At 69.1% G+C, this 20,540-nt stretch carries 16 protein-coding genes and 1 tRNA gene; 11 read left to right on the top strand and 6 right to left on the bottom strand.

Annotated elements, in window-relative coordinates:
• Positions 1 to 21 precede the first annotated feature (21 nt).
• From ABD655_RS12570 to ABD655_RS12560, 3 genes are all read left to right on the top strand, one after another.
• Positions 22 to 630: a flavin reductase family protein gene (locus ABD655_RS12570; protein ID WP_344714408.1), complete on the top strand. Its 609-nt coding sequence runs from the start codon at positions 22 to 24 to the stop codon at positions 628 to 630.
• 42 nt (positions 631 to 672) lie between these two features.
• A tRNA-Ala gene (locus ABD655_RS12565) sits at positions 673 to 748 on the top strand.
• 227 nt (positions 749 to 975) lie between these two features.
• Positions 976 to 2,295: an HNH endonuclease signature motif containing protein gene (locus ABD655_RS12560; RefSeq protein WP_344714406.1), complete on the top strand. Its 1,320-nt coding sequence runs from the start codon at positions 976 to 978 to the stop codon at positions 2,293 to 2,295.
• A gap of 15 nt (positions 2,296 to 2,310) precedes the next feature.
• Here ABD655_RS12560 and ABD655_RS12555 read toward each other — a convergent pair whose 3' ends face one another.
• A complete protein-coding gene (locus tag ABD655_RS12555) occupies positions 2,311 to 3,387 on the bottom strand; it encodes a Glu/Leu/Phe/Val dehydrogenase family protein (RefSeq protein WP_344714404.1) in 1,077 nt (358 codons plus the stop codon).
• A gap of 328 nt (positions 3,388 to 3,715) precedes the next feature.
• Between ABD655_RS12555 and ABD655_RS12550 the strand changes: the two genes are divergently transcribed.
• The 3 genes from ABD655_RS12550 to ABD655_RS12540 all read left to right on the top strand — a co-directional run bounded on the left by ABD655_RS12550 (position 3,716) and on the right by ABD655_RS12540 (position 5,484).
• The gene (locus tag ABD655_RS12550) at positions 3,716 to 4,096 is read left to right on the top strand and encodes a VOC family protein (RefSeq protein ID WP_344714403.1); all 381 of its coding nucleotides are present in this window, start codon (positions 3,716 to 3,718) and stop codon (positions 4,094 to 4,096) included.
• A 31-nt stretch (positions 4,097 to 4,127) separates the two neighbouring features.
• The gene (locus ABD655_RS12545; RefSeq protein ID WP_344714401.1) at positions 4,128 to 4,604 is read left to right on the top strand and encodes a YbaK/EbsC family protein; all 477 of its coding nucleotides are present in this window, start codon (positions 4,128 to 4,130) and stop codon (positions 4,602 to 4,604) included.
• A 76-nt stretch (positions 4,605 to 4,680) separates the two neighbouring features.
• Entirely contained in the window at positions 4,681 to 5,484 is an 804-nt protein-coding gene (locus ABD655_RS12540; RefSeq protein WP_344714399.1) for a class I SAM-dependent methyltransferase, read from the top strand.
• A 31-nt stretch (positions 5,485 to 5,515) separates the two neighbouring features.
• Here ABD655_RS12540 and ABD655_RS12535 read toward each other — a convergent pair whose 3' ends face one another.
• From ABD655_RS12535 to ABD655_RS12520, 4 genes are read right to left on the bottom strand one after another with little or no spacing between them, the layout of a single operon-like run.
• A complete protein-coding gene (locus ABD655_RS12535; protein ID WP_344714398.1) occupies positions 5,516 to 7,459 on the bottom strand; it encodes a glycogen debranching N-terminal domain-containing protein in 1,944 nt (647 codons plus the stop codon).
• A complete protein-coding gene (locus ABD655_RS12530) occupies positions 7,456 to 8,358 on the bottom strand; it encodes a carbohydrate ABC transporter permease (protein WP_344714396.1) in 903 nt (300 codons plus the stop codon). Before ABD655_RS12530 ends, ABD655_RS12535 begins: the two co-directional genes overlap by 4 nt.
• Positions 8,355 to 9,449 (bottom strand): carbohydrate ABC transporter permease, encoded by a 1,095-nt coding sequence (locus tag ABD655_RS12525; RefSeq protein ID WP_344714394.1) that lies wholly within the window; start codon positions 9,447 to 9,449, stop codon positions 8,355 to 8,357. The genes ABD655_RS12530 and ABD655_RS12525 overlap by 4 nt, the downstream gene beginning before the upstream one ends.
• A 1-nt stretch (position 9,450) precedes the next feature.
• Positions 9,451 to 10,701, bottom strand: a complete 1,251-nt coding sequence (locus ABD655_RS12520) for a sugar ABC transporter substrate-binding protein (RefSeq protein WP_344714392.1) — start codon at positions 10,699 to 10,701, stop codon at positions 9,451 to 9,453.
• Between the two features lie 204 nt (positions 10,702 to 10,905).
• Between ABD655_RS12520 and ABD655_RS12515 the strand changes: the two genes are divergently transcribed.
• Both ABD655_RS12515 and ABD655_RS12510 read left to right on the top strand, forming a co-directional pair.
• Entirely contained in the window at positions 10,906 to 11,931 is a 1,026-nt protein-coding gene (locus ABD655_RS12515) for a LacI family DNA-binding transcriptional regulator (protein ID WP_344714391.1), read from the top strand.
• A gap of 117 nt (positions 11,932 to 12,048) precedes the next feature.
• Positions 12,049 to 15,207 carry a M14 family metallopeptidase gene (locus ABD655_RS12510; protein WP_344714389.1) on the top strand — a complete coding sequence of 1,053 codons (3,159 nt, stop codon included), beginning with the start codon at positions 12,049 to 12,051 and terminating at the stop codon, positions 15,205 to 15,207.
• 22 nt (positions 15,208 to 15,229) lie between these two features.
• Here ABD655_RS12510 and ABD655_RS12505 read toward each other — a convergent pair whose 3' ends face one another.
• Positions 15,230 to 16,063, bottom strand: coding sequence for an IclR family transcriptional regulator (locus ABD655_RS12505; RefSeq protein ID WP_378721126.1), 834 nt, complete (start codon positions 16,061 to 16,063; stop codon positions 15,230 to 15,232).
• A gap of 52 nt (positions 16,064 to 16,115) precedes the next feature.
• Between ABD655_RS12505 and hutH the strand changes: the two genes are divergently transcribed.
• The 3 genes from hutH to hutI are packed head-to-tail and all read left to right on the top strand — an operon-like array spanning position 16,116 to position 20,529.
• Complete coding sequence (hutH, locus tag ABD655_RS12500; RefSeq protein WP_344714385.1) at positions 16,116 to 17,657, top strand: histidine ammonia-lyase; 1,542 nt, start codon at positions 16,116 to 16,118, stop codon at positions 17,655 to 17,657.
• The gene (hutU, locus tag ABD655_RS12495) at positions 17,654 to 19,351 is read left to right on the top strand and encodes a urocanate hydratase (RefSeq protein WP_344714383.1); all 1,698 of its coding nucleotides are present in this window, start codon (positions 17,654 to 17,656) and stop codon (positions 19,349 to 19,351) included. The genes hutH and hutU overlap by 4 nt, the downstream gene beginning before the upstream one ends.
• The gene (hutI, locus tag ABD655_RS12490) at positions 19,348 to 20,529 is read left to right on the top strand and encodes an imidazolonepropionase (protein ID WP_344714381.1); all 1,182 of its coding nucleotides are present in this window, start codon (positions 19,348 to 19,350) and stop codon (positions 20,527 to 20,529) included. Before hutU ends, hutI begins: the two co-directional genes overlap by 4 nt.
• Positions 20,530 to 20,540: the final 11 nt, after the last annotated feature.

Here is a 20,540-nt window from a genome sequence, read left to right as displayed (position 1 = left end):
CGCACGCCGCAAGCTCCACCCGTGTTCTACGAACCCTCCGCGCGCGACCGAGCCCGGCTTCCGCACGATCCGTTCAAGGCGATGATCGCTCCCCGGCCGATCGGCTGGATCTCAACGCTGGATGCCGACGGCACTCCCAACCTGGCGCCCTACAGCTTCTTCAACGCCGTGTCCGACAACCCGCCCACCGTGATGTTCTCGAGCGCGGGAATGAAGGATTCGGCATCCCACGCGCTGGATCGCGGCGAGTTCGTCTGGAATCTCGCGACCTTCGATCTGCGGGAGGCGATGAATCAGTCGTCGGCCACCCTGGGACGCGGCGAGTCCGAGTTCGCCTTCGCCGGGCTCGAGCCGGCGGCGTCGCGTCTCGTCGCGCCCCCGCGGGTCGCCGCCAGCCCGGTCGCGTTGGAGTGCGTCGTGACGCAGACCCTTCAGCTGACGGATGCCGCGGGCAGGTCGACCGAGCACCACCTGGTGCTCGGCCAGGTCGTGGGCGTGCATCTGGACGAGCGGTTCATCCTGGAGGATGGTCGGGTCGACACCGCGGCGATGCGCCCGATCGCCCGCAGCGGGTACCGGGACGAGTACTCGGTTGTGGACGCGGTGTTCCACCTGACGCGACCGGACTGATCCGGCCGCCCTCAGGCAGCGTGATAGCCTGTCGGAGGTTCAGGGCCTGTGGCGCAGCTGGTAGCGCACCTCGTTCGCATCGAGGGGGTCAGGGGTTCGAGTCCCCTCAGGTCCACCAAAGTCAGAAGCCCCCGCTTGTCGGGGGCTTCTGGCGTTGATGCGTGCGGCGACTCGAACTCCTGGGTGTGGACGAGCCCCTCAGGCCTACTCACGTGATGAGTCGCGACATATGTCTCAATGTCGCGAGACACGTGTCGTTTGGGGCTCCCCGCCGGGTGGTCAAGGGCGCTTTCTCCCAGGGGCAGTCGCGTCTTCAATGTCGGAGGCCCCGGCCAAAATGGAAGCATGACAAGCGTCGATCTGGACGATCCACCGGCCGTCGATCCGGTCGAGTCCGTGCGGGTGATGCTTCGCAGTCTGATCTTCAGCATGGTCGCCACCGAGGCGCAGATCGGGGCGTTGCAGGCTCATCAGGCGACGCTGTACGCGGCGGCGACCGAGCTCGTCGAATTGCGCTCAGCCCGGTTGCCCGATGCGGCGCGGCGGGATCGGGAGATGCCGTTGCGGGAGACCACCGCCGAGATCGCGGCGGCGCTGCGGGTCACCGAGCGGACAGTGCAGCGGCGGATGTCGGAAGGGACAACGCTGCTGATGCGATTCACCCGCACCTTCGCGGCGCTGGCCGAAGGGCGCATCACCCGGATGCACGCCGGCGTGATCGTGGAGGCCGGATGCTCGATCGAGGATGACTCATCCCGAGCGGAATTCGAGCTGGCGGCGCTGGATCGCGCCGAAGTCGAAACGCCCGGTCGGCTGCGGTCGATCGTGCGCGCGATCGCCGAGAGCGCGCAGCCCGTCTCGATCGCCGAACGACATCGGTCGGCCCGAGCGCGCCGGGGCGTGTTCCTCCGCGAGCTCGAGGACGACATGGCCGAACTGGTCACCGTCCAGCCCGCGGTGCTCGCGCACGGCATGTTCGACCGCGTGACACAGATGGCTCGTGCCGACGCTGCGGCGGCACGAGCCACGGACGCGGCGGGTTCAGATGCCGCCGCGGGCGTGCCGTGCACCGACGACCGCACACTGGACCAGCGCCGCGCCGACATCTTCGCCGACATGATGCTGGCCGGCGCCCCGGTCGCGGCAGGTGAGGGTGTCGATGCGATTCGGGCGCACGTGCAGGTCACGGTTCCCGTGCTCACGCTCGCGGGCGTGCACGATGAGGGTGCCCACCTCGCCGGTTACGGCCCGATCGATCCGGATACCGCCCGCCGGCTCGCCGCTAACGCCCCGGGCTGGGACCGCGTCATGACGCACCCGGTCACCGGGGCGGTCCTGGCGGTGGATCGCTACCGACCGACGAAAGACCTGGAGCGCGCCCTACGGGTCCGCGACGAGCACTGTCGGTTCCCCGGATGCCGGCAACCGGCCTGGCGGTGCGATATCGACCACTCTCATGACGCCGCGCTCGGCGGCGAGACCAGCGAAGGAAATCTCGCGCACATCTGCAAGCGACATCACACGTTGAAACACGCGACCGACTGGCAGGTCCGGCAGCTCGGCGCCGGCACGCTCGAATGGACCAGCCCGAGCGGCCTGACCTACATCGACATCCCGGCCCCGACGCTGCGATTCGTTCCCGACGGCGATCCACCGCCCTTCTAGGCCCGGCGGGGTACCTCAGCCGGCCAACGCGTGCTGACTCGAACCCGCCGCCAGGCGCTCCGCGGCGAGGCCTTCTGCGGCCTCGAGCGGCGTGACTCCGCGCGACTCCGCTTCGTCGAAGACGCGGCGGACCGTGTCGCCGATCGCTGCGACGCGCGCCATCGTCTCGTCCCGCGAACCCCACTGCTTCGCTTCTAGGTCGAGGTAGATCACGCCACCCGCGTTCACGACGAAGTCGGGGGCGTACAGGATGCCGCGGGCAGCCAGTCGCTCGGCGCCCGAATGATCGGCCAAAGGGTTGTTCGCCGGTCCGCAGACGGCACGCGCCTCGAGCGCGTCGATGACCTCGCCGGTGAGAAGTCCGCCGATGCCGGCGGGGACGAAGACGTCGGCCGGCACGAGGTGCTCCTCGCCGGGAGCGATCCAATCGGCGCCGAGCTGCAACGCAAGATCCCGCTTCGCGGGGTTGACGTCCGTGACGGTCAGCCGCGCGCCCTCCGTGCTCAAGCGCACGGCCAGCCGACTGCCCACCTGGCCCAAGCCTGAGATCGTGATGCGACGGCCGGCCACGTTCGCCGAGCCGGTGATGCGTTCGAGTGTGGCGCGCAGCGATTCGTACACGCCGAGGCTGGTCGGCCCGGCCGGCTCGCCGGAGCCGCCGCCGGCCTCCGGAAGACCCACGACGTGGCGCGTGCGCTCGCTGACGGTCAGCATGTCTTCGGTGGTCGACCCGACGTCCTCCGCGGTGCGGTACCGGCCGTCCAGTGACTCGACCGCATCACCGAGGTCGAGAAAGGCTCCGCGTCGACGATCGGCGTCGAGCAGGGTGCTCGAAGGCAGGGCGATCACCGACTTGCCGCCTCCGGCATCCAGCCCCGCCGCCGCGTTCTTCAGGGTCATGGCGGCGGACAGACGCAGCGCATCGCCGAGCGCGTCGCTCCAGTGCGGGTAGCTCCACAGGCGCGCACCACCCAGCGCTGAGCCCAGCACCGAGGAATGCAGCGCGACGGCGATGAAGAGCCCGCTGCGTCGACCGGTGAGGGTCTCGACGCGTTCGTGCTGAAAATCGGGAAGAGGCAGGGTCGCAGACATGATGGTCCTCGTCGATCAGCCGCGCGGTGTCTTCGTGGGAACCGGGCGGAGGCGTGCGGATGGCAACGGCGCACATCCACCCCCATTGCACCATCGCTGAGCCGATCGTTCAACGTCCCCGCTCGATGTTCAGCAAACTGCGCAATGAACGCCACCAGCGCGGGCTAATCCACACCAGGCTGTGCGAGCGAGTGAGGTCGCGAAGAGATCTGCCGCGACCCGCCGACGGCGTGCCGGCCGTCCGCCGCGTCTCTACCGGGGGCCCATCGAGCGGAGTACCGTCTGCGCCAGAAGGACCCGAATCGACAGAAGGAAGAGGGGGACAGTCATGTTCGAAGATGCGCAGGGTGTCGCCGTGGTCGCGGCATCCGATCTGGCCCGTGCCCGGTCGTTCTACGAGGGCGTGCTGGGATTGACACCCGAGGAGATCCAGGAGGACGCCGAGACGGTCATCTACCGGCTCGCGGGAGTACCGCTCATGGTCTACCGTTCCGGTTTCGCCGGAACGGCCAAGAACACGGTGTTCGGCATGGCGACCAAGGACCTGACCTCCGACATGGCCTCGCTGCGTGCGAACGGCGTGGAATTCCTCGAGTACGACTTTCCGGGCTTGAAGACCGTCGACGGGGTGGCGGAGATGGCCGGGGAGCGCTCGGCGTGGTTCGAAGACAGTGAAGGGAACATCATCGGCCTGTTCGAGCGCCTCTGATCACCTCGCCGGGACTGCCTAGGCTGGTCGGGTGACCGATCAGCTCCCCACCCGCAGTCGTATCGTCCACGACGCCCTCCGCGCCGCCGGCATCACGGGCGATATCGTCGTGCTTCCGGATGCCGCCTCCACCGCCCCGCTCGCCGCCGCCGCGCTCGGGGTACAGGTCGGCGCCATCGCGAACAGCCTCGTCTTCTGGTCCGACGGCGAACCGCTGCTGGTCATGACCAGCGGCGCGCACCGCGTGGACACCGCGGCCCTTGCCGAGCGGCTCGGACGGGACAGCATCCGCCGCGCGAGCGCCGAGCAGGTCCGGGACGCGACCGGCCAGGCGATCGGCGGCGTCGCCCCCACAGGGCATCCCTCCCCGCTGCCCACCGTCATCGATGAGGATCTCGCCGCGTTCGACCAGATATGGGCCGCCGGCGGAACGCCGCACACGGTCTTCCCGATGACCTTCGACGAGCTCGTCGCGCTGACCGGCGGGACGGTCACGACCGTCGTGTGATCGACCGTTCTTCAGCCGCGCCCGCGTCGAACCGCCCCGCGCGCAGCGCCCCGCGCGCAGCGCTAGGGTCGGGAACGTGACCCCCGACGCCTACACGCACGGCCACCACGAGAGCGTTCTGCGTTCGCATGAGTGGCGCACGGCTGACAATTCCGCCGCCTACCTGCTGCCCCACCTGCACTCCGGCTGCACCGTTCTCGACGTCGGAGCGGGCCCCGGAACGATCACGGCGGACCTGGCCGAGCGCGTCGCTCCGGGACGAGTGGTCGGGCTGGATGCCGCCGCCGAGATCGTGACGAAGGCAGAGGGGCTGCGTGCCCAGCGCGGTCTGCTCAACCTCTCGTTCGAGGTCGGCGATGCGTACGCCCTGGCCGCCGCAGATGACAGCGTCGACGTGGTGCACGCGCATCAAGTGCTGCAGCACCTCACTCGGCCGGTGGACGCGCTCCGCGAGTTCCGGCGCGTGGTTTCGCCGGAAGGAGTGGTCGCCGTCCGTGATGTCGACTACGAGGGCGTGATCTGGTACCCGCGCGTGCCCGCCCTGGACCTGTGGCTGGACGTGTATCTGCGGGTCCATCGTGGGACGAGCGGGGATCCTGCAGCCGGACGCCACCTGAAGGCCTGGGCTCGCGCGGCGGGGTTCACGGACGTGACAGCCACCGCCTCGCTGTGGCTGTTCGAGAGCGACGAGGACCGCGAGTGGTGGGGCTCGTTGTGGGCCGAGCGGGCCCTCTCGTCGTCGTTCGCCGCGAACGCGCTGTCGCTGGGTGTGACGGACCGCTCCGGCCTTGCCCGCATCGCCGAAGGATGGCGCACCTGGGCGGCTTCGCCCGATGGTTGGCTGCTCATGCCGCACGGCGAGGTCATCGCGCGGGGATGACCGAGGGTGTCGATGACGTCGAGCGTCCGGGTCAAGCGGACTCGCGCTGCGCTGCCGTCAAGATCTCGTCCGTCGTGACCGCCGCCGCCGCCGACCACGCCTGCGGGCGGCATGCGGCCGGGTAGGGGACAGGGACGGAGGTGGCGTCCTTGCCGCTGCCCCCCGCAGCGGCCGGATCACCGCCGTGCAGTTCCGGTACCCGATAGCCGAAACCCGCTGCGGCAGCGAGCATGTCCTCCACCACTGTCCCGGCGGCCTCGGCCAGGCCCGCCCGATGCATGCCGCGCGCGATGATCGCGGTGTCGTGGATCCACACACTGCCGCCGTGGTAGCTGAGCGGCCAGTACCCGCGGGCGCCCGTCGACATCGTGCGGATGCCGAATCCGGACAGCATGCTGGGCCCGGTCAGCAGCACGGCGACGGCGCGTTCCTGGTCCGGATCGAGGATGCCGGTGCCCAGCAGATGCCCGATGTTGCTGGTGAGCGTGTCGACACCGTGTCCGTGGGCGTCCAACGCAATGGCGGGGTAGTGGCCCTCGGGGGTGGTCACCCAGAAGCGATCGGCGAATCGTCTCCGTAGGCGGGCGCCCCACTCGCGGGCGACGTCGCCCCCCTCCTGGCCGTAGGCATCCAGCATGCGGGCGCCGGCCATCACGGCCTCGTATGCGTAGCCCTGCACTTCACAGAGCGCGATGGGGCCTTCCGCGAGAGTGCCGTCGCGCCACTGGATGGAATCGCCTGAGTCCTTCCAGCCCTGGTTGGTCAGGCCGCGGCCGGAGCGGTCGTAATAGGACAGGAACTCGTCGCCGTGGCCCATGATCCACGCCAGACACTCCCGCATCGCCGGCAGGAGTTCCCGCACCTCCGCCTCCGGCATCCCCGCGTCGACCGTGTCAGCGAACAGACCCACCCACAGTGCGGTGGCATCAACGGAGCCGTAGTAGATCGGCGGCAACGAGAAGCCCTCACCGGGTACGACGAACGCCTCGGCCCGCAGCTCGTGCAGCATCTTGCCCGGTTCTTCTGCGGTGGCCGGATCGAGCCGGCGGCCCTGTCGCCGTGCAAGGACACGGAGAGTGGATGCCGCGAGCGTCGGGTTCGCGGAAAGTGCCAGCCGCGCCGCCCACAGCGAGTCGCGGCCGAACAGTGTGAAGAACCACGGCGCGCCCGCTGCGTAGAACTCGTCCTCGGGGTGATCGGGCAGCGCGAGGCGCAGAGCGTCCAGATCGGCGAGCGCGGTCGCGAGCCATCGGTCGGCGCGATCGTCGCTCGACGACTCCGCCACCGCTGGTCGCACGGCAACGCTCGCGGATCGCACAACCATCGCGTCGTCGACCAGTCGCGCCCCCCACGCGACCGTCGCTGTGCTGCGGGGCGGAATCCGGACCGCCCAGGTGACGACGACGCCGCGATCCACCTGGTCCGGGTCCTCGACACGAAGGCTCCCGTCCGTTTCGAGCTCGATCCGTTGGGCTCCCGCCGTGAGCAGGACCGATCCCACACCAGTCGTGCGGGCCTCCCACCTGCGCGATTCCGGCATTCCCGCCTTCACAGCGTGCATGGGCGAGAACTCGGGCAGCACGGTGAGGTTGATGTCCGCACCCAAGGGGTCGTCGAGGTGCGACGTGATCGTGATCTTCTCGCTGATTGCTCCGCCCTCGACCGTGCGCTCGCGAACGAGCCGCACCTTCGGGTCGGCGCTCACGTCGTCGAGTCCGCGGAGCAGGCCTTCGAAGACGACGTGCGATGACCCGTGCGTGGATACCCCGAGGGACTCGACGTCCCCGCCGGTCAGGGACATCGACACGGTCCGGATGAAGCGGGTGTCGCCGTGGTAGATCCCGTCGATCGCACCGGGGCCCACTTCGCCATCCGTGCGGGACCACACCTGGGTGGGGGCACGCAAGGCGACCACGCCGTCGTGGAGAAACGGCTGGCGTCCCCAGGCGCCGACTCCGGGCGTCTGTTCGGTCATCCCTTCAGCGCCCCTTCGGCGGTGCTCATGATCTTCTTCTGGAAGATGAAGAACATCACCGCCACCGGAATCGTCATGATCGCGGCCGCCGCGAGCTTCAGCGGGTACTGGTTTCCCTGCCCGAGCTGACCCGACGCCAGTGCGGCGACGCCCTTGGTCAGCGTCGTGAGCTCGGGTGACTGGGTGGAGACGATGAAGTGGCTCAACTCGTTCCACGACCCCTGGAACGACAGGATCACGATCGTGATGAGCGCCGGACGCGCCATCGGAAGAACGATCGACCAGAAGACCCGGAACGTGCCCGCGCCATCGATGCGCGCCTGCTCCTCGATCGCCACCGGGATGGATTCGAAGAAGTTCTTCATGATGAAGACGCCGGCGGCATCCACGAGAAGCGGCAGGATCATGCCCATGTACGAGTCGTAGATGCCGATCTGGTTCAACACGAGGAACTTCGGGATGAGCAGCACGACCCCGGGCACCGCCATCACCGCGACGACCAGAGCGAAGATGACACCTCGTCCGCGGAATTTCAGCCGCGCCAGTGCGTAGCCGGCGAGGGACACGAAGAATACGCGCCCCAGCGTCACGCAGATCGTGACGATCGCCGAGTTCAGCGCCCACAGCGGGAAGTCGCTGCGTGTGAACAGGCGCTCGTACGCCGCCAGCGAGAACACGCTGGGGATCAGCGAGATCGGGTCGGCAGTGGCCTCGGCATCCGTCTTGAACGACGTCGCGACCTGTACAAGGAACGGGTAGATGTAGATGATCGCGAGCGCGATCAGGATGGCGTAAAGGAGGATCTGACCCCATCGCGCGCGAGGGGACCACGTGCGGGTCCGCTTCGGCGGCGCCTCTGGGGCGACGACGGCTGTGTCGCCGGCCGCGGTGACGGTCATGATGTCTTTCCCTTCACCTGATACTGCCGCGCTCGCCGTTTGGACACCGGTCGGTCCCGCAGGACCCACCGCTGGACGATGGCGAAGAAGATGATGATCAGGAACAGGATGAACGCGATCGCCGACCCTTGCCCCCAGTCCTGGTTGATGAACGCGGCCTGGTAGGACAGGTACGCCGGTGTCACGGTCGTCTTTGCAGGGCCGCCCTGTGTGCCGGTGTAGATCTGATCGAAGACCTGCCAGCATCCGATGAGCCCCAGCGTGAGCACCGTGAACAGGGTGGGGCGCAGCTGGGGGAGCGTGATGTGCCAGAAGCGCTGCCATCCGGTGGCGCCGTCCATCATCCCGGCCTCGCCGAGTTCGACGCCCACGTTCTGCAGGGCGGCGATGAACAGCAGCATCATCGTTCCGCTCGTGGTGAAGATCGCCATCAGGATGAACGCGCTCATGGCCACCGACGGACCGGCCAGCCACTCCCACCAGGAGATCCCGAGGAAGCCACTGCTGGTGAGGGCTTCGGGACCCGCCCGCAGGCCGACGCTGCCGAGCGCGACGTGGACGATCCCGCGGGGGTCGGCGAACCAGTTGGGTCCGTTGATCCCTACCCACGAGAGCACCTCGTTGATGACGCCCGTCGTGGAGAACAGGAACAACCACAGCACCGTGATCGCCACGGAGCTGGTCACCGACGGGAAGTAGAACGCGGTGCGGAAGAAGCCGCGTCCGCGCAGGATGGCTCGGCTGACCAGCGAGGCGAGGAACAGCGCGAGGATGGTCTGCAGCGGAACCACGAGCAGCACATACCAGGCGTTGTTTCGCAGCGCGATGCCGAAGTTGCGCTCGGCCAGCCCACCTCCGGTGGTGACGGCGGCGTAGTTGTCGAGGCCGACGAATGCCACATTCGCAGACAGCGGGCTGCCGCGTCCAGACCAGTCGGAGAAGCTCACCCACAGTGCCATGAGCACGGGGATGAAGAGGAAGACGCCGAGGATGACGATGATCGGCGCGGTGAAGAGCCATCCGGCGACCCCCTCGCCGCGGCGGATCCCGGAGGACCTCGGGCGGCGAGGGGCGGTGACCTGGGTGGTCATGTCAGCCGGCCACTGCCTCGAGGTTCGTCTGCACTGAGTCCAGGATCTCCTGCGGATTCCCGTCCTTGAGCGACTCGAGCTGGGCGTTGAAGTCCGCGATGACGTCGGTGGCACCCTCGCCGGTGGGCGGGAACTGCGCGTAGTCCGCCCCCGTCAGGAACGCGCCCTGGTCGGGGTTCGCCTCGGTCCACGCATCTGCCGCGGACTGGATCGACGGCATCGGACCGAACGCCTTCGAGAACGTCAGTTGCTGCTCGGTGGAGGTGAGGAACTCGACCAGGCTGAGTGCGGCCTCTTGGTTGGGGCTGTCTGCGGACATGCCCCAGCAGTTCGTGAACTGCAGAGTGCCCTGGCCCGCGGGGCCGGCCGGCAGCTCGGCGACGGTGTACGCCACATCCGGGAAGTCAGCGCTCATCGCGCCGGTTATCCAGTTGCCCTCGATGACCATCGCGGCCAGCTGCTTGCCGAACGCTTCGCCGCCCCAGCTCGCACCGATGTCCGTCGAATAGGCGAACGTTCCGTCCTGCAGACGTGCCTGCACGTAGTCGAGAGCCTCGACGTTCTCGGCACTGTCGGCCACGGGCTCACCGTCCACTACGAGGCCACCGCCGGCCTGCGCCATGAAGGTGCCCACCCGCTGGTACTCCGGGCCGAATGCGAGGCCCACCGTGTCGGCCGTCGTGAGCTTCTGGGTCACGGCCGTCAGGTCTTCCCACGTCGCCGGAATGTCCGCTTCCGTGAGGCCCGCCGCAGCCCACAGATCCGTGTTGATGATGAGCGCGAGCGTCGAGAAGTCCTTGGGAGCACAATAGAAGTCGCCGTCGAGGGTGAAGTTCTCCACGAGCGACGGGTAGAAGTCGTCCTTGTTCTCCAGCTGGTCGCCGTAGGCCACGAGTGAACCGTTGCCTGCGTATCCCGCGAGGGCCTCGGGAGCCAGGTAGAACAGATCCGGCGGTGAGCCGCCGGCAAAGCCCTGCGACAGCTGCTGCGGCAGGTCGTTCGCCACCGAGACCTCCGCCTTCACGCCGGACTCGTCCGACCACGCCGCGACCGCGTCTTCGACCGCCGCCGTTTCGGCCTCGCCGCTCGAACCGATCAGGATGCTGAGCGCGTCGTCGGAAGACGTGAGCCCGCCCTCACCGCCGGAGTCGCCCGAGTCGTCGAAACCCGAACCGCCGCATCCACTCAGCACCATCGCACCGGCAACGGCGAGCGCGCCGGCACCCGCCAGCACGCGCGTCTTCCTCGTCATGTTCGTCTCCTTTGATAAACACTGCGGTGACCTCAGGGGGAGCGAGGTCACCTGACCCATGGTTTGATCGTTCCAAACTTTGAACGATCAAACCGGTCGCTTATGACGAACGGTATGGGCCGCGCCGCGACGCTGTCAACCCCTTGCGCTGTACGATGCGATGACATTTGAACGTTCCGATGCCTGATGACACGGGGGAGACTCATGGGGAAGCCGCCGACCGTCGAAGACGTCGCGCGCATGGCGGGTGTCTCGCGGCAGACCGTCTCGAACGTCCTCAATTCGCCCGGAATCGTCCGTGACGAGACCCGCGAACGGGTGCAGCAGGCGATCGCGGATCTCGCGTACCGTCCGCACGCTGCGGCCCGCCGCCTGCGCACCCGGCGCAGCTCGACGATCGGCGTCCACCTGGATCCCTACTCGGGCGGAATCTCCGGCGTCATTCTCGACCGCTTCGTGCACGCCCTCAGTGAACGGGCCAGTGAGCGGGGCATGCGCGTTCTGATCTACAGCGCCCGCAGTGCGGATGAGGAGATCGCCCGCCTCGGCGACCTCGTCGACGGTGCTGAAATCGACGCGGTCGTGATCACCGGCACGTTCTTCGGCGACCCGCGCACCGGCTGGCTCCTGCAGCGCAACGTACCGTTCGTGTCGTTCGGCCGGCCGTGGGGCGGCGACGACGTGTACAGTTCCGCGCACACCTGGGTAGACGTGGACGGCGCCGCCGGCACCCGGGCGGCGACGGCGCATGCGATCGAGACGGCCGGGTTCCGGGTCGGCTTCTTCGGCTGGCCGCCGGACAACGGCACGGGAGATGACCGCGAACGCGGCTGGCGTGCGGCGATGACGGATGCCGCGGCCGTCGGCCCGCGCTTCGAGGCGATCGAGGGGCTCGCGCGTGCGCGCGAGGTGATGTCCGCGGTCTTCGCCGCGCCGGACACGCTGCGGGACCTGGATGCTCTGGTGTGCGTCAGCGACTCGCACGCGGTCGCTGCGCACCTCGCCGCCTCCGACGCGGGTCGGCGTGACCTGCCGGTCATCGGCTTCGACAACACTCCCGTGGCCGAGGCCCTCGGGATCTCGAGCATCGAGCAGTCGCCGGAGCTCGTCGCGGCCGCGGTGCTCGACCGCCTGATGGGTCCGACCGGATCGGCGGTCTCGCTGCGAGACCGCGACACACCGCCGGCGCATGTGCTGGTCGAGCCGCGCCTCATCGTCCGTCAGAACTGACCCTTGACGACCCCGCGCTCGGGGGTGGAACATGAGGGCCATTCGCTCGCGCCACCCCCCGGGGCCGATCGATCGACTCCTCCGGGCACGCAGGCATCGCGCTACCAGGGAGTACGCATGTTCCGTCAGCTTGCCGTAGCCACCACCGCCGCCCTCGTTCTGACAGCGCTCGTCGCCACGCCGAGTGTGGCCAGTCCGCCGCCTCCCGCCGGTGAGCCGGACCGGCTCGCCGTATACACCGGGACCGTGGGCGTGGAGGGACTGAATGCCCTCGCCGGTCTGGGCGTCGATCGGCACGAACTCGTCACGACTCCGAGTTCGGATGCCGCAGGCCAGGTCGAAGTGCAAGTGATCCTCAGCGGTGACCAGGCGGCGCAGCTCGCGGAGGAGGGAACAGCGCTGGAAGCGAAGGAGCCCTCGGCGCAGCGCAGATCGCTGGAGGCGGGCGACGGGGTCTTCCGCACCTACAGCGGCGATGGCGGCATCCTCGAGGAGCTGATGACGACCGCCGCGGCGAACCCGAAGATCGCCGAGTTCCGGGTAATCGGACAGACCGTCCAGGGGCAGGACATCGGCGCGGTCCGTCTGACCAAGAACGTCGCGAAGACCAAGGACGGAAAGCGTCCGACCACCGTGTACGTCGGAGCGCAGCACGCCCGCGAGTGGATCACGCCCGAGATGGTGCGTCGACTGCTCGACTACTACGTGAACTCCTCCGCCACCGAAGCGCGCGTCAAGCGCATCCTCGACAGCACCGAGCTGTGGTTCGTGCCCGTGGCGAACCCCGATGGCTACGACTTCACCTTCACCGAGGGACAGCGTCTCTGGCGTAAGAACCTCCGCGACAACGACGGAGACGGCCAGATCACGCCGGGCGACGGCGTGGATCTCAACCGCAACTACCCGACGCGCTGGGGCTACGACAACGAGGGGTCCTCGCCGGACCCGGCCAGTGAGACCTACCGGGGTCCCTCGCCCTCATCGGAGCCCGAGACGCAGGCCTTGGACGCGCTGTTCGCAAAGCTCACGCCGGAGTTCATGGTCAACTACCACTCGGCCGCCGAGCTGCTGCTGCACGGCATCGGCTGGCAGGTCGCCACACCCTCCCCGGACGACGTGATCTACGAGGCGATGGTCGGTGACGACCAGAACCCCGCGATCGCCGGCTACGACCCGGACATCTCCGCGGAGCTGTACACGACGAACGGCGACACGGATTCGCACGCGCAGGAGGCGTACGGCACGCTCGGCTTCACTCCCGAGATGGGCACCTGCGAATCCGCGTCGAACGCGATCGACGGCGACGAATGGGAGGCGGAGGATTGCGAGAGCGGTTTCAACTTCCCCGATGACGAGGGACTGATCCAGGCGGAGTTCGAGAAGAACATCCCGTTCGCGCTCGCGGTCGCCGAGTCGGCGAAGGACCCCAACGACCCCGTCTCGGTCGTCGGTCGGGATGCCGAGGACTTCCGGGTCGACACCTTCTCGGTGTCCTACGGCGATCCGCAGACCGTGGCGGTGTGGGCCAAGCGCGACGTGCTCGCGAAGTTCATGAGCTATCGCGTGAACGACGGTCCGCTGCGGATCTCACCGGTGAAGGAGTGGAAGGGCGGCGAACGGTACGGAGGCGAGAACGTCGACTACTACGCGGAGTACCGCGGGGTCGTGAAGGGAACGAAGGCAGGGGACCGTGTCGAGGTCTGGTTCTCCGGCATCCCGTCCGTGCGCGATCTGGTCAGCAACCGCACGCTGAAGAAGATCGAGAGCGAGCACTTCACCTACCAGGTCGCGCAGGACACCGGAAACACGGTGCTGATCGTCGCGAACGAGGACTACACGGGCGTGAACCCCGAGGAATCCCCTCGAGGCGACGGCCCGAAGTACCTCGACGAGCATGTCGCCGCACTCGAGGCGAACGGTGTGACGCCGGACGTCTGGGACGTCGACGCGAGCGGCATCCCGCATGATCTCGGGGTGCTGAGCCACTACGACGCCGTGCTGTGGTACCTCGGCGACAACCGGCTCACCCAGGATCCGGAGGATGTGCTGACGGATACGTTCGCCTTCGGCCCACTGGAGGAGCTGTCGGTCGCGGAACGCCAGCAGTACCTGACCATCGCGATCCGGGACTACCTCAACGAGGGCGGAAAGCTGGCGCTCGCCGGTGAGACGACGGGCTACTACGGACAGCTCGCCGGAGCGCTCGGCGGCATCTACTACGGACTCGACGGTGCCCCCGACCAGGATTGCGTGGTCACGGCGGACTTCTTCTCGGATTGTCTGCTGCTGGCCGATGACTTCACCCAGTACTGGCTCGGAGCCTATGACCGCACCCGGGTCGGCGCCGACGGAATCACGGGCACAGCCGCGCCACTGGACGGCCTCGACGCTCTCTTCGGCGGGCCGGCCACCGAGGACAACCCGGTCGATGAGGCCGGCGAGTTCACGGTGACCAGCGACGCGCTCCCAGTCGACCAGTTCCCGCAGTTCGAGAGCTGGGCGGTCGCGCAGTACCAGAATCCGTCGGGTCCGTTCATCCCGGTGGAGGGGCTCTGGTCGATGTTCGCCGCGCACGTCGACGACGGCTATCAGCGGCTGTCGCGCACGTACGAGGTGCCCGAGCTGGAGCCGGGCGGAACCGCGACCTTCGACGCGCAGTTCTCGTACTCGACCGAGCTCGGCTACGACCACGTGATCGTCGAGGTGCGCCCCGTCGGTACGGAGCAGTGGACGACGCTGCCGGACCTCGGCGGTGCCAGCACGGCGGAGGTCCCGGCCGAATGCGAGGTCGGCTTCCTCGTCGAGGAGCATCCGCAGCTCGCCCACTACCTCACCGTCGGTGATGCGGCGTGCGAGCCCACCGGCACGACCGGCGAATGGAACTCCTTCACCGGCTCGTCGGGCGGATGGATCCCGGTGTCGTTCGACCTCAGTGCGTACGCGGGCCAGGACGTCGAGGTGGTCGTCAGCTCTGTGAGCGACCCGTTCACCGGCGAAATCGGCCTGATGGTGGACGACACGAAGCTCGTCGTGAACGGCGCGGCGACGCAGGCGCAGGGGTTCGAGGAAGGGACGGAGCCGTGGGTCGTGCTGCCGGCCCCGGAAGGAAGCCCCGGCAACACGGGCGAGTTCACCCGCATCACGGTGGAAGGAGCTTTCCACAGCGCGATCGCAACGGCGGATACGCTCCTCTTCGGATTCGGCCTGGAACAGCTCGAGTCCGAGACCGCCCGCGCCGAGGTCGTCGGCAGGATGCTCGCCCACTTCACTGGCTAGGGCGATCCGCGGGTGCGCGGCGTCAGCGTCGCGCACCTCCGATCCGTCGCCCGAGCTCGCTCGCGACCGGAGCGAGATGCGCCGCGAGTGTGCCGGCATCCCGGGCGGAATCGGTCGGATAGGTCACCGCGATCGCCGCGATCGGCCACCCGATGTGATCGAGCACGGCGACCCCCACCGACGCGAGGCCCAGCGTCACCTCACCGTCCTCAAGCGCGTAGCCGCGACCGCGGACCTCACGGAGCAGATCGCGCAGCTCACCCGGGCGAGCGGGACCCCGGCCGGTACGGTCGGCGAAGGAGGCGGCATCCGGATACAGCGCCCGCACCTGCTCGCGCGGCAGCGCCGCGAGCATGGAGCGCCCCGACGCGGTGAGGTGCGCGGGAAGGCGGACCCCCACGTCCGTCACGAGGGCGGGCCGGCGCGGCGCGCGCTCCTCGACGAGATAGAGCACGTCGCGTCCGGTCATCACGGCGAGGTGCGCGCTTTCGCCGGCGCGGTCCGCAAGCGCGGCGATCAGCGTCCGGCCGAGGTGGGCGAGCGGCTGCTGCCGTGTGTAGCCGCCGGCGAGCTCGAACGCCGCCGTTCCCAGCCCCCAGCGGCGCTCCGCCGGAAGATGCACGACGAAGCCGTGCTCCTCGAGGGTGGCCAGCAGATGGTAGACGCTCGAACGCGGCACGCCCAGCTGCGTCGCGATCGTGCGTGCCGCGATCGGGCCCGGTTGTCGGGCGAGCAGCGAGAGGATCCGCAGCGTCTGATCAGCGGCGGGGACCTGGGGGCGCGCGCCGGCCAGCCGAGGGTTCGGGGTGGAGCCCCATTGGGCACTGGCGAGCGAATTGTCTGGCATGACAGACACAGGATGCCACGGTCCTCTGTTTCGCGCGAGCCTCGGGGTGTGGAATCGGACAATGACCACCCTCACCGAGATCGTCGTCGTCGGCGGCGCTCCGCTCCGCCCCGAGGACGTCGTGGCGGTCGCCCGTCACGGGGCCCGCGTCGAGCTCGATGCCACCGCGCTGCGGAAGGTCGCGGCATCCCGCGCGCTCATCGAGGGTCTCGCCGACGATCCCGAGCCGCACTACGGCATCTCCACCGGCTTCGGTGCGCTGGCCACGACGTTCATCGCGTCGGAGCGACGCGCTCAGCTGCAGGCCAGCCTCATCCGCTCGCACGCGGCCGGGACCGGCGCCGAGGTGGAGCGCGAAGTCATCCGCGGTCTGCAGCTGCTGCGGCTGCAGACCCTGGCCAGCGGGCACACCGGCGTGCGCCCCATCGTGATCGAGACGTATGCGGCGATGGTGAATGCCGGGATCACGCCGATCGTGCGGGAGTACGGCTCGCTCGGCTGCTCGGGCGACCTTGCGCCGCTCGCGCACGTGGCTCTGGCCGCGATGGGCGAGGGAGATGTCCGCGACGCGGCCGGCGACGTGGGCGCCGCCGCCCAGGCGCTTGCCGACGCCGGTATCGAGCCCCTGATGCTCCGCGAAAAGGAGGGGCTCGCGCTGATCAACGGCACCGACGGCATGCTGGGGATGCTGCTGCTCGCCGTGCACGATCTCGCGTCACTGCTCGAGACCGCCGACATCGCGGCGGCCATGTCGATCGAGAGCCAACTCGGCACCGATGCCGTCTTCGCCGCCGACCTCATGGCGCTGCGCCCGCAGGTCGGACAGGCGGCCTCCGCCGCGAATCTCCGCGCTTATCTCGGCACCTCGCCGATCGTCGCCTCGCACAAGGGACCCGAGTGCACCCGGGTGCAGGATGCTTACTCCCTGCGCTGCGCACCGCAGGTGCACGGGGCCGCGCGCGACACGGTCGAGCATGCGCGCACGATCGCGTCGCGCGAGCTCGCCGCGGCGGTCGACAACCCGGTCATCACCGACGACGGCCGCGTCGAGTCCAACGGGAACTTCCACGGTGCGCCGATCGCCTACGTGCTCGATTTCCTCGCGATCGCCGCCGCCGATGTCGCCTCCATCTCGGAGCGGCGCACCGACCGGGCGCTGGACCCGGCCCGCAATCAGGGGCTTCCGCCGTTCCTCGCGCACGAGGTCGGTGTGGACTCCGGGCTCATGATCGCGCAGTACGCCGCGGCCGGAATCGTCTCCGAGCTCAAGCGACTGGCGGTTCCGGCATCCGTCGATTCCATCCCGTCCAGCGCGATGCAGGAGGACCACGTCTCGATGGGGTGGGCCGCGGCTCGCAAACTGCGACGCGCCATCGACGGGCTCGCGCGGGTACTCGCCATCGAAGTGCTCACCGGAGCCCGCGCGATCGACCTGCGCGCGCCCCTGCAGCCCGGCCCCGCCACCGGTGCCGTCCGCGACCTGGTGCGCACGGTCGCACGCGGCCCCGGCAACGACCACTTCCTCTCACCCGACATCGAGGCGGTGACCGACCTCGTGCTCTCCGGCCAGGTCGCGCGCGCCGCAGAAGGAGCAGTCTCATGAATCCGGTCACCGGTGCCCGCGCCGTGCGCGCAGCGCGCGGCAACGTCCGCACCGCGAAGAGCTGGGGCGCGGAAGCCGCCAAGCGCATGCTGATGAACAACCTCGATCCCGAGGTCGCCGAGCACCCCGAGGAGCTCGTCGTGTACGGCGGCACGGGCAAGGCCGCCCGCAGCTGGGAGGCGTACGACGCGATCGTGCGCACCCTCGATGAACTCGAGCCCGACGAGACCCTGCTCGTGCAGTCCGGCAAGCCGGTCGGTGTGTTCCGCACGCACGAGTGGGCGCCGCGGGTGCTGATCGCCAACTCGAACCTCGTCGGCGACTGGGCCACCTGGCCGGAATTCCGTCGACTCGAGCAGCTCGGCCTCACCATGTACGGGCAGATGACCGCGGGTTCCTGGATCTACATCGGCACGCAGGGGATCCTGCAGGGGACGTACGAGACATTTGCCGCGGTCGCCCGGTCGCTGGGCAGTGGTTCGACAGGCTCACCAACCGGGTCGGCCGTTCCGGCCGACGATTTGAAAGGCACGCTGACCCTGACCGGCGGATGCGGCGGCATGGGTGGCGCGCAGCCCCTGGCGGTCACGCTGAACGGCGGTGCGGTGCTGATCGTCGACGTGGACGAGTCGCGCCTCGCGCGTCGCGTCGAACACGGGTACCTCGACGAGTACACGACAGATCTCGACGAGGCCGTCGACCGCGTCGTCGCCGCCAAGAACGAGGGCCGTGCGCTCAGTGTGGGAGTGGTCGGCAACGCGGCGCTCGTCTTTCCCGAGCTGCTCCTGCGCGGCACCCCGATCGACATCGTGACGGATCAGACCAGCGCCCACGACCCGCTGGCCTACCTTCCGGTCGGGGTGGAGCTCGAGAACTGGCGCGCCGAGGCCGAGCGCGATCCCGAGGGGTTCACCGCGCGTGCCCGCGGCAGCATGGCCAAGCAGGTGGCGGCGATGGTCGGGTTCCAGGATGCCGGGGCCGAGGTGTTCGATTACGGCAACTCGATCCGCGCAGAAGCTCAGCTGGGCGGCTTCGCCCGGGCATTCGAGTTCCCCGGCTTCGTGCCGGCGTACATCCGGCCGCAGTTCGCCGAGGGGCGGGGCCCCTTCCGCTGGGTGGCGCTCTCGGGCGATCCGGAGGACATCCGCAAGACCGACGCGGCCGTGAAGGCCCTGTTCCCCGACAACGCGGCTCTGGTGCGGTGGCTGGACAAGGCCGGCGAGAAGGTGCACTTCGAGGGACTCCCCGCGCGCATCTGCTGGCTCGGGTACCAGGAGCGGCACCTCGCGGGACTCCGGTTCAACGAGATGGTCGCCTCCGGCGAGCTGGCCGGTCCCATCGTGATCGGGCGTGACCACCTCGACGCCGGGTCCGTCGCCTCGCCGTACCGCGAGACGGAGGCGATGGCGGACGGCTCCGATGCCATCGCGGACTGGCCGCTGCTGAACGCCCTCCTGAACACCGCATCGGGAGCGTCGTGGGTCTCGATCCACCACGGGGGAGGTGTGGGCATCGGGCGCAGCATCCATGCCGGGCAGGTGATCGTGGCGGACGGAACGCCTCTCGCCGCAGAGAAGCTGGCCCGCGTGCTGACCAACGATCCCGGTACCGGCGTCATGCGCCACGTGGACGCCGGCTACGAGCGGGCGAAAGAGGTCGCTCGGGAACGCGGGCTGAAGGTGCCGATGCTGTGAGCGCCGCAACCCTTCTCACGAACATCGGCGAGCTGACGACCAACGTCGCCGTGGACGCCGACCCCTGCGGCACGGTGCACGACGCGGCGGTGCTGATGGAGGGCGACCGCATCGTGTGGGTGGGCTCGGCGGACGAGGCTCACCGCCGCGTCGCGGGGTCGGTCGAGGTCGTGGATGCCGGGGGCCGAGCGGTCATCCCGGGCTTCGTCGACAGCCACACGCACCTGGTGTTCGGGGGAGACCGCGCGGACGAGTTCGAGGCCCGCATGGCCGGCGTACCGTATGCCGCGGGAGGCATACGGCGGACGGTCGCCGCCACCCGGGCGGCGAGCGACGACGAACTGCGTCGGCGCCTCGCCGGGCTCGTCGCCGAGCTGCATGCGCAGGGCACGACCACGTTCGAGGTGAAGACGGGTTACGGTCTCACCGTCGCCGACGAGGCGCGGCTGGCCCGCCTCGCGGCCGAGGTCACACCGGAGGTGACGTTCCTCGGCGCCCACGTCGTGCCCGCCGAGTACGAGGATCGCCGCGAGGACTACGTGGACCTGGTCTGCGCGGAGATGCTGCTGGCGTGCGCGGCGCACAGCCGCTGGGTCGACGTGTTCTGCGAGCGCGGCGCATTCACCGCCGCCGAGAGTCGGCGCATCCTCGCCGCGGGCATCGCGCACGGACTGCAGCCGCGCGTGCACGGAAACCAGCTCGGCCACGGTGAGGGGGTGCAGGTCGCGGTCGCGCTGGGCGCGGCATCCGTCGATCACTGCACATTCCTGGACGATGACGATGTCGCCGCCCTTGCCGCGAGTGGAACCGTCGCCACTCTGCTGCCGGGGGTGGAATTCTCGACCCGCCAGCCCTACCCCGACGCTCGGCGGCTGATCGAGGCGGGTGTCACCGTCGCCCTCGCGAGCGACTGCAACCCGGGGTCGAGCTTCACCAGCTCGATGCCGCTGATGATCGCCCTCGCCGTGCGCGAGATGGGCATGACCACCGCCGAGGCGGTGTGGTCGGCAACGGCGGGCGGCGCGCGAGCGCTGCGGCGCGATGACGTGGGCGTTCTGGCACCCGGCTCACGGGCCGACCTGGTCCTGCTGGATGCCCCGACGCGAACGCATCTGGCCTACCGGCCGGGCGTGCCGCTGATCCGCACCGTATGGCGCCGTGGACGCGCGGCGGCCTGAACCACCGCAGC

Source organism: Microbacterium terregens (assembly GCF_039534975.1).
Classification (GTDB): Bacteria; Actinomycetota; Actinomycetes; order Actinomycetales; family Microbacteriaceae; genus Microbacterium; species Microbacterium terregens.
The sequence above is the reverse complement of the archived record's forward strand: the minus strand, read 5'-3'. Positions and strand labels throughout refer to the sequence as shown.